The sequence below is a fragment of the Amycolatopsis sp. WAC 04197 genome (assembly GCF_003947475.1).
GTDB classification, from domain to species: Bacteria; Actinomycetota; Actinomycetes; order Mycobacteriales; family Pseudonocardiaceae; genus Amycolatopsis; species Amycolatopsis japonica.
This window is the reverse complement of sequence record NZ_QHJK01000004.1, coordinates 754,947-767,675: the sequence shown is the minus strand read 5'-3', so window position 1 is coordinate 767,675 and position 12,729 is coordinate 754,947. Positions and strand designations below refer to the sequence as shown.

At 66.9% G+C, this 12,729-nt stretch carries 11 protein-coding genes; 2 read left to right on the top strand and 9 right to left on the bottom strand.

The features are described from left to right. Positions 1-818 precede the first annotated feature (818 nt). From DMC64_RS20460 to DMC64_RS20420, 9 genes are all read right to left on the bottom strand, one after another. Positions 819-1,742 (bottom strand): alpha/beta fold hydrolase, encoded by a 924-nt coding sequence (locus tag DMC64_RS20460; protein ID WP_125734786.1) that lies wholly within the window; start codon positions 1,740-1,742, stop codon positions 819-821. Between the two features lie 56 nt (positions 1,743-1,798). Further along, positions 1,799-2,968, bottom strand: coding sequence for a flavin reductase (locus DMC64_RS20455; RefSeq protein ID WP_125734785.1), 1,170 nt, complete (start codon positions 2,966-2,968; stop codon positions 1,799-1,801). A gap of 36 nt (positions 2,969-3,004) precedes the next feature. Further along, positions 3,005-4,303, bottom strand: a complete 1,299-nt coding sequence (locus DMC64_RS20450; protein WP_233629734.1) for an acyl-CoA dehydrogenase family protein — start codon at positions 4,301-4,303, stop codon at positions 3,005-3,007. A 41-nt stretch (positions 4,304-4,344) separates the two neighbouring features. After that, positions 4,345-5,268: a VOC family protein gene (locus DMC64_RS20445; protein WP_125734784.1), complete on the bottom strand. Its 924-nt coding sequence runs from the start codon at positions 5,266-5,268 to the stop codon at positions 4,345-4,347. Position 5,269: 1 nt separating this feature from the next. Next, positions 5,270-6,130, bottom strand: a complete 861-nt coding sequence (locus tag DMC64_RS20440) for a fumarylacetoacetate hydrolase family protein (RefSeq protein ID WP_125734783.1) — start codon at positions 6,128-6,130, stop codon at positions 5,270-5,272. A 13-nt stretch (positions 6,131-6,143) separates the two neighbouring features. Then, positions 6,144-7,022, bottom strand: coding sequence for a fumarylacetoacetate hydrolase family protein (locus DMC64_RS20435; protein ID WP_125734782.1), 879 nt, complete (start codon positions 7,020-7,022; stop codon positions 6,144-6,146). Beyond that, positions 7,019-8,158, bottom strand: a complete 1,140-nt coding sequence (locus DMC64_RS20430; RefSeq protein WP_125734781.1) for a cupin domain-containing protein — start codon at positions 8,156-8,158, stop codon at positions 7,019-7,021. The genes DMC64_RS20435 and DMC64_RS20430 overlap by 4 nt, the downstream gene beginning before the upstream one ends. 34 nt (positions 8,159-8,192) lie before the next feature. Then, complete coding sequence (locus DMC64_RS20425; RefSeq protein WP_125734780.1) at positions 8,193-9,563, bottom strand: MFS transporter; 1,371 nt, start codon at positions 9,561-9,563, stop codon at positions 8,193-8,195. A gap of 468 nt (positions 9,564-10,031) precedes the next feature. Continuing rightward, positions 10,032-10,595: a TetR/AcrR family transcriptional regulator gene (locus DMC64_RS20420; RefSeq protein ID WP_125734779.1), complete on the bottom strand. Its 564-nt coding sequence runs from the start codon at positions 10,593-10,595 to the stop codon at positions 10,032-10,034. Between the two features lie 160 nt (positions 10,596-10,755). On the opposite strand from DMC64_RS20420, the gene DMC64_RS20415 reads away from it, so the two are divergent. After that, positions 10,756-11,619, top strand: a complete 864-nt coding sequence (locus DMC64_RS20415) for an alpha/beta fold hydrolase (RefSeq protein WP_125734778.1) — start codon at positions 10,756-10,758, stop codon at positions 11,617-11,619. 14 nt (positions 11,620-11,633) lie between these two features. Next, on the top strand, positions 11,634-12,638 hold the full coding sequence (locus tag DMC64_RS20410) for an amidohydrolase family protein (protein ID WP_158634240.1): 1,005 nt from the start codon (positions 11,634-11,636) through the stop codon (positions 12,636-12,638). The last annotated feature ends 91 nt before the right edge of the window (positions 12,639-12,729 follow it).

Here is a 12,729-nt window from a genome sequence, read left to right as displayed (position 1 = left end):
CGGGAGATCCCTCGCTGGAGCACCGTGCCCCTCCGGGAAAACGTGCAAAAACGCCCGACAAACGCGCAGTTGACCTTGCTCGGTCCTGTCCACGGGCGTCGGCCGCCGTCCTCTCGCGGCACCAGGGCATGGTCCCGACGCCCGCGATCACGAGGACGACGGTGACTAACCGCCTATTGAGAGCAAGGCAATTGTGGCGTGCTCGGGCACTTGCTGGATGCCGGCTTCGGTGTCGCGAAAGCCACTTTCGGGACATCAGGCGTCGCGAATGTGGCTTTCGCGACACTGGACGCCGACTACGAGGTATCTTTCGAAACCGCGCGTCCTTGGCGATGTCCACAAACGACACCTGCTCGGCAGGGCGTCCAGAAAATTGGCCGTAACGGTCGCTCGATGAATCTTCGAACGCAGGAATATTCTCTGCATGGAAACTGCTTCACCGCCCGGCTCCGCCAAGAAGGATCCAGCTCACCAGCTCGTCGACGACAACTTTCTGGCTCGAAGGGGACGCCGCCACCGGCGAGATCTGGGCAATTCGCGCCCGCCGTGGGGTGGAACAGGCCGAGCCTGCGAAAAATCGCACGATGACACCGCCGTAGCGGGGACAGCGGTTGCCTCGGCATCGCTCCCGGACGATCGATTGCCAGTCCACGTCTTACCTCGACAATGGCTTCATTCCCCAGGTGGACCGCCTCGAAAAGGCTGACATCGCAAGTGGGCTCGATGGCCGTCGGCACATGCGGTTCGTTGGTGATGACGGCCATCGCGGTGCCCGGCCCGGCAAACCATGTCACCGCTCCCACGCCCCTTGCTCGGTACTACTTGGACTCGATGTGCGCCAGCGGGCTCTCGGCGAGGTCCTCCTGGATCGCGTTCCAGCTGTCCTCTTCGATACCGAGGGCCTTACGAAGGTAAGCCCAACTGGCCCGTTGCACGAGGGCGACGTACTCGGGGTTCTCGTCGGTCGTTTCCGTGACGTCGTAGCCGGAGATCCCGCCCAGGAAGTGCTCGGCGCCGACAAGGGTGATCAGGCTCTCGGCGCCCGGGCTCAAGAAGTACGGGTCGGTGGTCCAGGACGCCCCCCGGTTGGTCAGCGCGGCGCTGTGGTCCTGGTCGCCGGCGAAGACCACGGTTCGCGTGGTCAGCTTGCCGAAATCGACCTCGCGCAACCACGGGAGATGCTCGGCCGCGAACGGCGTCAGAGCGTCGCCACCGCGGCCCGCGGTGGCCAGCAGCACGCCGGCCTTGACCCGGGCGTCGGACAGGTCCTCGGCCTTACCGGTCTCCGCGTCGGTGACGTGCAAGCCCAGCAGGATTCCGGCGGTCTGGCCACCGAAAGAGTGCCCGGCCACGGCGATCCGGTTCCGGTCGGCGCGGCCGGCGAGGCCGGGAACAGCCTGTTCCAGCCGGTCGAGGTGGTCGAGCACGTGCTTGTCGTCCTCGACACGGAAGCGCCACAGCGCCTTGCGACGCGGGTCTTCGGCGGGGAGCCCCACCTTTTTGGAGTCGAGGTGGGTGGGCTGGATGACCACGAATCCGTGGGCGGCCCAGAAGTCCGCCAAGGGCTCGTAGCCGTCCAAGGACGAGGCGAAACCGTGGGACAGCAGGATGATGGGCAGATCGGAGCCGGTCACGGGGGCGGTGACCTTGACTTCAAGGTCGGTGTAGCGGCCCTCGAAGGGCAAGGTGACCGGCTTCACCGAGATGGCCGGGGTTGGCGCCGGAAGCTGCAGATGGGGCATGAACGAATCTTCCTTCCAGATGTCAGTGGGAGTGGGCGGATTTCATCCGGTCGAGGTCAGCCGGCCGGTGGTGTTCCGTCGAGCGCGGCGGTCATCTCCCGCCCGACATCGACGAGTGCCGTCCGGCACCGGTCGAGAGTTTCCTGATCCATTTCCGGGAGACGCTGGACCGTCAACGCCAGCATGACCTGCCCGGCACGGTCGAAGACCGGCACCGACACCCCACGCGGACGCTCGTCGGACAACTCGGCGTACTCGCAGGCGAAATCGACGATGCGAGCGTCGAGCTCCCGGATCGCGTCCGGAAGCTGACCCGCCGAGGCGATCCGCGCGATACTCGACTCGATCTCCCGCAGCTTCACATGGTCGGGAATCGCGCTCCACCCTTGACTCCGGGCACGTTCCAGACTTTCGAGCAACGCGTCCCGATACACGGCGTCGCCGATATGACGACCGAGCCAGCGATCCCGCACCGCTTCGGTCTCCCATGCGGCGAAGGTCAGGCCGAACGGCGCGGCGAAGGGCAACCGGAGGCCGACCAGGTTGGTCGGGAGATCGGAGTCCTCGGCACCTGCCCAAGCCAGCTGGATGACGTGATCACCGGCGCGTGCGCTCGCCGCGGCATGCACACCCAAGGCGGTGGACAGCCGTTGCAGCCGCGGGCCCGCCAGCTCGGCCAGCCGCAGATGCGCGGCCGTGTCATCGAGGGCGCCGGACACGACCGACAACGCCGAGAACCGGCCGAAGCCGCCCTGGAAGAACATCAGCGGCGCGGTTTCGCGTTCGATGTCGAGACCCTCCACCGCCCCGATGACCATCACGTGGTCACCCACCTCGAAGGCCGCGTCGAGCCGGCAGTCGATCCAGGCCACCGCGTCGTCGAGCAAGGGAGAGCCCTGCGGGGACGGACGCCAGCTCACCGAGCGGAACTTGTCACTCTCGCGCGAGGCGAATCGACGGCAGAGCGCGACCTGGTCACCGGCCAGGATGTTGACGGCGAACCGTCCACTTCGGGCGATGGCGGCATACGCCCGGGAGTTCTTCCCGGGAAGGAACGCCACCAACGGCGGGTCCAAGGACACCGAGGTGAACGTCCCGACGGTCATCCCGACCGGCTTGCCGTCGGGACCGATGCCCGTGATCACGCAAACCCCGGTCGGGTACTGGCCGAGCACCCGGCGGAAGTGGTCGCTGTCGATCAACGACGGCGTGGCGAGCTGGGACATGGTTGACCTCCTTCGGCTGTGCGGAGCGGCTTTCGCTCAGAGGAGTTTGGTGATGTTCTCGTCGACGGGGAATCCCAGTAGTGCCTTGCCATAGATCTCCCGTGACGCCGGAGGGACGAGGGTGCCGTGCCGGAGGGAGATGTTCGAGTCTCGCCATATCCGCTGGATCGGGCTCGATTCGGCGAAGCTGCCCGCGCCGTGCGCCGTGATGAGCAGATCGAGCGCGTCCTTGACACAGGTCGCCGCCCGGGCCGCGTCCGAGCGGAGGCGAGCGCGCATCCGATAACCCGGTGACTCGCCGCGTCTCGCCGCCTCGTCGATCTCGGTCGCGGCGCGGTAGACGTGGAGATGCGCGGTGTCGATCAACGCCGCGGCGTCGGCGATCTGCAGCTGGAACCCGACGGAGTCCCGCTGCCGGGTGTAGACGGTGTTCGCGATCGTTCGTTCGCCGGCGAGATCGACCACGTGCTTCAGCGCGGCGCGGCCCATGCCCAGCTGCGCTCCGGTGAGCACCAGGGTGAACGCGGGGTGGAAGGCGGACCGGTAAAGCGCCTCGTCCTTGAACTCGGTCGGGAAAACCCCGTTGATGGCCCCGCTGACCGGCAGGATCCGGTGGTCGGGAACGAACGCGTCCTCGACCACGATCGCATTGCTGCCGGATCCCCTCATCCCTGTGACGAACCAGGTGTCCTTCACGTCGTAGTCTTCGCGTGGGATCAGCCCCAGCCCGAAGTCGTAGGTCTCGCCGTGGTCGTCGACGAGCGGGAATCCGACCATGACCCAATCCGAATGCAACGACCCCGACCCGTAGAACCACTGCCCCGTGACGCGGAAACCGCCGTCGGCGCGCTGCGATTCCCCGCGCGGAGAGAAGACACCGGCGACACGCGCTTCGGGATCGGCACCGAAGACCTCGTCCTGGGCCTGCTTCGGCAGCATGCCCACGCCGATGGCCACCGTGTTGATGAGAGTGACGACCCAGGCGGTCGATCCGCAGCTTTCCGCCAACGTGGCGGCGACGTCGATGATGGTCCTGACGTCGGCTTCATGCCCGCCGTAGCGCTGTGGCACCGTCAGTTTGAACAGGCCCGCGTCGGCCAGCGCCTTGATGACGGGCTCGGGGACACGACGTGCCCGGTCGGCCTCTGCCGCGTTTTCGGCGAGGAGTTCCTTGAACGAGGCGGCCGTGGCCACCAGCTGGTTTCGCTTCTCCTCTCCCGTTCGCGTCGCGGGGTAAGCGGGGAGGCCGAAGGTGAAGGCGTCGAATTCCGTCGGCGCCTGCCCTGTGCCTTCCACCGGCATCGACTGGTAGACGTCGCTCAGAGAGCTGCTCATGTTCTTGCTCCTGTCTTCGCATCGAAAGAGATTCCGGCCGGTCAGCGGCTCGGCGCGTGCTGGCCCGTCATCAGTGCGGCGAGATCGTCCGGCGCGAGAAAGGACGGCGGAGGCGGCGGCCCCCAGTTGAACAGGCCCTGGGCCCCCTCGAACACTTCAGGAGTCCAGAGCTCGTCGTCGGGCACGCAGTCCATGTCCGCGTAGTACTCCGAGAAGTTGCCCGCCGGGTCCTTCAAGTACCAGAAGAAGTTCGACCCGGCGTGGTGACGCCCGAGCCCCCAGACATGACGACCGGGATCGGCTTCCAGCATGGCTTTGGCGCCACGTCCGACGTCATCGACGTCGTCGACCTGCCAGCTCGTGTGGTGCAGGAAGTTCACCGGAGCGCTCAGGGCCAGGACGTTGTGATGGTCGGTCGAGCACCGCAGGAAGGCACCCTTGCCCCCGATGTAGTCGCTGACCTTGAAACCGAGCCCGTCGATGAAGAAGTTCATCGTCGCCTCGAGATTCACCGTCCCGATGACGGCGTGCCCCAGCTTCTTCGGCCGTACCGGTTCCGAGCGGACGACGCCGGGTGCCCGGCCGGATCGCTCGATACGCCCTGGCCCGTTGTACGGCGTCGAGGCGACCGGGGTCACCACGATCCGCGGCGCGATCCGCACCTTCGTGGTGAAACCCGTGACCGGTTCGATCGCTTCCACTGTCCGGTCGCCGACGACGCGCGGCAGCCCTAGCCGGTCGAGCCGCGCCGCGATGTCCCCGAGATCGTCCGGGTCATCACAGCCGACTCCCAGCTCGACCAGACGTCTCGTGGGTGCGGGGACGATCCGCAGCTGCTCACCGCCGTCTTGCGTCGAGAACGAGCCGTTGCCGAGATGTTCCAGTCCGAATTCGCTGTAATAGCCGATGGTTTCCGCCACGTTCGGAACGCCCATCACGACCCTGGTCAAACCGTGCAGAGCCATCTCACACCCCCGGCTCGTCGACGACGAAGATCTGGTGGAGCGAACCGATGCCTTCGATCCAGCTGTCGAGCCGGTCGCCCGGCTTGAGGAACCGCTGCGGCGAGCGCCCCAGCCCGACGCCGGCGGGTGTGCCGGTGAAGATCAGGTCCCCCGGATTCAGCGTCACGATGTGCGACAGCTTCGCGATCAGGGCCGGAACGCCGAAGATCAGGTCGCGGGTGCGCCCGTCCTGAACGACCTCGCCGTTGATCGTGCAGCCGAGCGCGAGGTCGTCGCGGTCGGGCAGCTCGTCCAGGGTCACCAGCCAGGGCCCGACCGGCGCGAACCCCGCGAACGACTTGCCGAGGCTGAACTGGGGCGACGGGCCGGCGGACTGGGTGATCCGTTCCGAGATGTCCTGCCCCACGGTGAGACCGGCGACGTACTGCCAAGCGTCTGCCTCCGCGAGGCGGCGCGCGGTGCGGCCGATGACGACCACCAGTTCGACCTCCCAGTCGGTGTTGCCGCCTTCGGGCAGCACCACCTCCGAGTCGGGTCCGCTCAGGGCGCTGGCGAATTTGGTGAAGGTCGGCGGCAGCCGGTCCGGGACGGCGAACCCGGACTCGGCGGCGTGTTCCGCGTAGTTGAGGCCGACCGCGATGATCTGTCCCGGATGCGGCGATGGGCTTTCGAGCCGCTCACGGGAGACCGGCACGGTATCCCGGGCCGGAGCCGATTCGGCCCAGGCGAGGAAGCCGTCCCAGTCGTCGTAGACCGAACCGAGTCCGGGACCGAACTTCCCCTCGCTCGCCGACGCGACGTCGATTCCTTCGAAGTCCGACACGAGCAGCGTGGCACGTCCGGCGACGTTGGCGATCTTCATTGCTTGTTTCCTTTCACACCACGGAGACGTTCATGGTTCCGATCCGGCTGATGCTCATTTCGAGCTCTTCTCCCTTGAAGATCGGCCCCACTCCCGGCGGCGCGCCGGTGAACAGCAGGTCGCCGGGATACAGCGTCATGACCGACGAGGCATAGGCGATCAGGCGTGGCACCGGAGTGATGAGCGTGCCGGTGTTGACGGACTGGCGGGTCTCGCCGCCGGTGGTCAGCAGGATGTCCAGACCCGAGCCGTCGCCGATCTCGTCTCTTGTGGTGATCCACGGGCCCACAGGGCTGAACGAGTCGTAGCTCTTGCGCCGCGAACGGTCGGCGGGGCTGCGCACGGTGATGTCGAGGCCCGCGGTGAAGCCCAGCACGTGGTCCATCGCCGATTCCTCGGGAATTTCGCGGCCGCCGGATCCGATCACGACGACCAGTTCCGACTCGTGGTGGACCTCATGGCCGGCGGCGACGACATCGGCGGGCAGCACGATGTCCGCACCCGGCCCCACGATCGAAGACGGCGCTTTGAGGAACACGTCGAACTCCATCATCCAGCGCTCGACCCGGCCCAGGGTCCGCTCCTGGACCTCGTGCATTTCGTCGACGTGCTCCCGGTAGTTCGAGGCGGCCGCGACGATCTTCGAGGGCGCCAGAACCGGCGCTCGAAGCCTCACATCGTCGGTCGAACGCGGCGTTCCCGCCGCGGCGGCTGTTTCCAGGGCCGGCCGGAGTGCTGCGAAATCGCGGCAAAGGGCTCGCCACCAGCCCGCGGTCAGCGGATCCGGATCGTGCGGCCACGGCAGCGCTTCGGTGACGTCGACGATCGTGTCACCGGACGGCTTCACGACGACGGCGCCGAGCCGGTTGTCGTCGAACAGTGCGAGTTTCATCGACTGCCTCTTCCACTGTTCACGTGGGACCGAGAAAATTCGCCGGTGACCTTCTGCTGCTCCGGCAGCACTTGGCGCCGGGCGATCCCCAGGGCTCGCAGGACGGGTTCGTCCGTGAGCACGAACAGATCGGCCTGCGCGGCGTTGTGTTCGACCGCGGCCCACGACGGCACGACGAACATGTCGCCCGCGCCCCAGGTGAAGAGCTGACCATCGATGACGCTCGTGCCTTGCCCGCTGTAGACGACGTAGACCGCGTTACCGCTCCGCCTCGTCGCGCGGCTCTGGCCGCGAACCCGGTGCAGCGCGCACGCCATGGTCGGCAGCACGCTGGCGCCCGTTTCCGGGTTGGTGTACTCGATCACCAGCAGGGGATCGTCCGACTCCCGGCCCAGCCGTTCCAGCTCCGCGGCGGTGTCGGACCACCGGTAGATCAGCAGCTCGGACGGTCGCGGAGTGAGTGGCCCGGTGACCGCGCCGTCGCTGTACCGGCTTCCGAGCTTGCCTCGGGTCAGCCTCTCGGACGTGTTGTGCTCGGCCGGCTGGGGTTGTGACTCGCCCGGTCCGGGCCAGTGCTCGAAGAAAACGCCATCGAGCGCCTGGATCATCGGCAGGTCGAGCCCGTCGAACCAGAACATCTCCCGGTCGCCGCCGTTGGTGTGATCGTGCCATTGCCCCGACGGGGTCAGGATGAGGTCGCCCGGCCGCATGTCACAGGAATCGCCGTCCACAGTGGTCCACACACCCTCACCTTCCAGCACGAAGCGGATCGCACCGGGGGTGTGCCGGTGCGCGGGCGCGACCTCGTTCGGTCCCAAGCACTGCAGGGCTCCCCACAACGTGCCGACCGCGTAGGGCCGTCCGCCGAGACCGGGATTCCGCAGCGCCAGCACCCGCCGTTCGCCACCGCGCTCCACCGGAACCAGCCGGATCGCCTCGCGGGCCAGCGGCTTCATCGACGCGGCCGCCCATAGCCAGGGAACGGCGGCCGGCCGCGGTTCCGGGGTGAGCAACTCTTCGGTAATAGTCCACAGTGGACTGAGATCGGCGGCGTCAAGCCCCGCGTAGAGGGCATCGAGCGCGGCGTCGTCCGCCAAGGCGAGAGTGCTGCTCGCCGTGGCTTCGTCGCTGTTCATCTTTCTCCCTTCTCTCACACACAGGGGGCGTGGCTCAACGAGGTTTGACGAGTGACGATTCGACGTTTCCGGCCGGTCCCGTCTTGGTCCGACGCCGGGACATGCCCAGTTCCGCGGTGGGGATGCGGGCGGTCTCGCGCGCGCTCGCGATCGCGGCACCCGAGACGACCATGATCCCCGCGAACAACCACGAAATCGGCGTGAGGTCGTGCGGGTCGGCTTGGATCATCGACTGGGCTATCGCCGGAATGAAACCGGTGACCACGATGCCGGTCGTGAAACTGACGGCCATCCCGCTGAACCGGATGTCGGCGGGGAACATCTCGAGAAAGGTCGCCAGGACTATCCCGGCCGTCATCGCGACGAAAACCCCCAGGAGCAGCAGGCCGAAGGTGTAGATCTGCAGCCAGTTCCCGGCGCGGAGCCCGTTCAACCACAGTGGCACCGTCACCGCGGTCCCGGCCGCGCCGACGACGAACACCGGCTTGCGGCCGATCCGGTCGGACAGCAGTCCGAACAGCGGCTGGGTGACGACCATGAGCAGGCTCGCGGCCGAGACCAGGTTGAGGAGGCCGGTTTTCCCGAGCCCCACCACAGTGGTGCCGTAGGAGAGACCGAAGATGTAGACCAGCCCGGCCGGCGCGATGCATACCGAGGCCAGCACGATGCGCACCACCGCGGCGCGATGATCACGCAGCACCGCCAGGAGCGGCACCTTGCTGGCCAGCCCTTCGCGCTCAAGTTGCCGACGCACCGGCGGTTCCGAAAGCCGGCGACGCAGGAAGAAGGTCACCAGCACCACTACGGCGCTGGCCCAGAACGGAATCCGCCAACCCCAGGCGCTCATCGCGCTTTCGGGCAGGACGGCCGCCAGCGGCACGAAAACCACGAAAGCCAGGAAATTGCCCAGCTGCGATCCACCTTGCGTCCAGCTCGTGTAAAACCCGCGACGGTTGTCAGGCGCGTGCTCCAGAGCCAGCAGAGCCGAGCCGGCCTGTTCCCCACCTGCGGAGATTCCCTGGACGACCCGCAGACAGATCAGGATGACCGGCGCCGCCGGTCCGATCGCCGCGGTGCTCGGTACGCAGCCCACCAGGAAGGTGGCCACGCCCATCGTCAGCAGAATCGCCAACAGGATCCGCTTGCGCCCGATCCGGTCACCGAGATGCCCCCAGACGATCGCGCCGAAGGGCCTGGCCACGTAGGCGACACCGATGCTGCCGAGGGAGAGCAACGTCGCGTAGGAGTTGCCCGGGAAAAAGACGGGGCCGAAGTAGAGCGCGGCGGCCGTTCCGTAGATGAGGAAGTCGTAGTACTCGAGCGTGGTGCCGAAGAAGCCGGAAATGGCCGCCGTGCGCGCCGGGCGCCGGTCGGCACGGGTGCTGGGTCTTGCGGTTTCGGACATCGGTCGAACCCTCCGAACCTGAGGGGGTGAAGCTGAACCCGGTCATCGGCAAAGCGCCGCGGCCCGGGTTCCGGTGCTCCGCGCTGAGCCGAACTGCAGTTCTCGTCTCTTAAACCATGTTTAACATAAGTTCGGTTTCGACCCGATGTCAACCAAGCCGCCCATCCAGGGGCAAAGTTGACGGTGAGCTAGCTACAGATACTCAAAGTGACAGACTTAAGGACCCGTAAGGCAAATGTGGCGTGTTCGGGCGCTTGCTGGATGCGGGCTTCGGTGTCGCGAAAGCCACTTTCGCGACGTGTCCGAGCCTTCCCTCGCCCATAAGGACCGCACCACCTGCGGCGAAGGGAACTTTCCGCGCGTGCGATGAGGGGAGAGCTCCCTTCACGGACTCGCCATCCGGCAGGACATCTCTGCCCTACGGCTCAATAAGGCGCGGCCGATCCTTGAGTGAGTAGTTGACGCAGGTCAGCCGGCCGGGCGAGGTGCCGGGTTCGCCATCAGATCGACGATGAAGCGGATCATTTCGTGCGGCGGACGCCGGTGTGTCATCGGCAGGTGAACCGCCTCGAAGACGGCTTCGATGAGGTGGGCGGCCAGGTCCCGGTCGGTATCGATTCCGCGCTCGTCCAGCATTCGGCGAACCAAGTCGCGGATCCACTCCAGCCACAGATCGTGCGCCTCACGCACGTCGTCGTTGTGCATGAGGCGGTCGTGCATGGCCTGATGGAGCGAGCGGTACGAGCGCATGCTGGCCAGCCCCCGGGTGAGCCTGCTCATCGCGTCGAGACCCGCGTGTTCGGCGGCCAGCGCGTGGAAGTCGCGGCGCAGCAGTTGCGTCATGACAGCCGCGAAGATCTCGTCCTTGGATTTGAAGTACCAGTAGATGTTCGCCCTGGTCACACCGGCGGCCTTGCTGATGTCGTCCATCGTCGCGCCCTCGTAACCGCGGGTGAGGAACACCTCGGTGGCGGCCGCGACCAAGTCGGCTCGCCGCTCCTCGATGGGGATCTGCGCACGGTTCCTCGGCAACGAACCATCCCCCTGTCGCTTGCTGGATGACCCCGGCCCGTTCGCCCAGGCCGCCGCGCGATTCTATCGCGACGTCACGTACTCACCGTCGAGGCAGCGGGGTTGCAGGATCAGCGGAAGCGACTTATCTTAACTCTGGTTCTAGACGAGGAGGTCCACGATGCTCGACCAGCTCCCGCTTCCTGACGGCTCGGTGGCGGAAAGTGGCCGAGTGACATCCTCCGACGGCACCGAGCTCGCTTACCTGAGGCTGGGTACCGGACCTCCGTTGGTGGTGTGCCACGGTTCGTTCGCTTCCGCTCGGGATTGGCTGCCGTTCGCCGCGGCGATGTCCGGCAAGCACACCGTCTTTGTCTACGACCGGCGCGGGCGTGGTTCCAGCCCGAACATCAATCCGGGGTTCGCCATCGACGCGGAGGTCGACGACCTTTCGGCCGTGGTGGCCCTCGCCGGACCCGACGTCGCGATCCTCGGGCACAGCTTCGGCGGAGGCTGTGCCCTCGGTTTCGCGGCTCGGGAACGATTCCCGGGCCCCGTCATCGTCTACGAACCACGCCATTCGATCGACGGACCGGTCAGCGCTGGGCGGATTCCCGCGATCCGGCGGCTGATCGCCGGTGGCGATAAAGAAGGTGCCGTCCGCGCGATCCTGGAAGACGTCATCAAGCTTCCGGCGAGTGCCATCGCCGCGTTCGCCGAATCGCCGTTGTGGAGCCGGATGCTGCAGACGGTCGACGCGTTTCCCGACGAGTTGAGGCTCCTGGACGAGCTGGCCTGGTGTCCTGGCGACCTGGACGGCATCACAGGCCCGACCTGGCTGCTGGTGGGCGCCGAAAGCCCGGTGCTGCCGGCCGACCGTGAAGGCGCGCTGCGCGGTGTCCTGCCCGGACTCCGGCGGCTGACGCTCACCGGTCAAGGTCATTTCGCCTATGCGAGCGCCCCGGAGATCTTGGCGGCGGCGGTCGCGCACTGCCTCTCGGCCTCGGACACCCCGCCGAGCGGACTCGAAAACGACAGGGGATGAGGATGGTCGATGACGTGGCTCGCGCACAGCGCGTGATCGGGGTCGAAGAGCACACCTGGACGGCGGACCTGCGCGATGCGCTCCTGCGGTTCGGGGGCGACGACACGGTGAACTTGCTCAGCAGTCGAGAACAGACCGATCACCGCCTGCGTGAGGTCGGTGAGGAACGGCTCGCCCGCATGGACGCGGCGGGGGTCGACATGCAGGTGCTTTCGATCACCACCCCGGGCACGCAGCCGCTGCCCGCCGCCGAGGCCGTGCCACTGGCTCGCGACGCGAACGACTTCCTGGCTGAAACCGTCAAAGCTCACCCGGACCGCTTCGCTGCCTTGGCGACACTGCCCACGCCTGACCCTCCGGCCGCCGCGCGTGAGCTCGAACGCAGTGTCACCGAGCTGGGGCTCGTCGGCGCCCAGGTGGTGCCACTGACCGGCGAGCGGTACCTCGACCATGAGTCGTTCCGCCCGGTCTTCGAGGCGGCCGCGGCACTGGATGTGCCGTTGTACATCCACCCCGGGCAGCCACTGCGGACGGTACGCGACGCCAGCTACGGCGGATTCGACGACTGGACGAACCTCAACCTCGCCACCGGAGGCTGGGGCTGGCACGTGGACGCCGGGCTGGCCGCCCTCCGGCTCATCCTGGCCGGCACCTTCGACCGCCATCCGGCTCTGCAGATCATCCTTGGCCGGTGGGGCGAAATGCTCGTTCCGTTCGCTGATCGAGCCGACTTGCTCAGCGAAGGGAACAAGACCCTGCAACGCCGGGTGATCGAGTACATCACCGGCAACCTCCATGTGACACCGGGCGGCGTGCTCAGCCATCGCCTGCTCACCCTGGCTGTCGATGTACTCGGCCCCGGACGGGTGATGTACGGCGACGACGATCCGTACAACGGCATGAAAGGCCGGTTCGGCGGCGCCGGTGGTGCTCGAGCCTTCGTCGACACCGCTCCACTCAGCGCCGAAGACAAAGCGAACCTCGGTCACCGAAACGCCGAGCGGCTACTGGGACTCTGACCGGAAGCACCGACGACTCCCCCACAGCACTTCCGGGGGGCGGCGCGTCGTGGCCGCGAGAACCTGACAGATGTCCTGACCTGGCAGCACG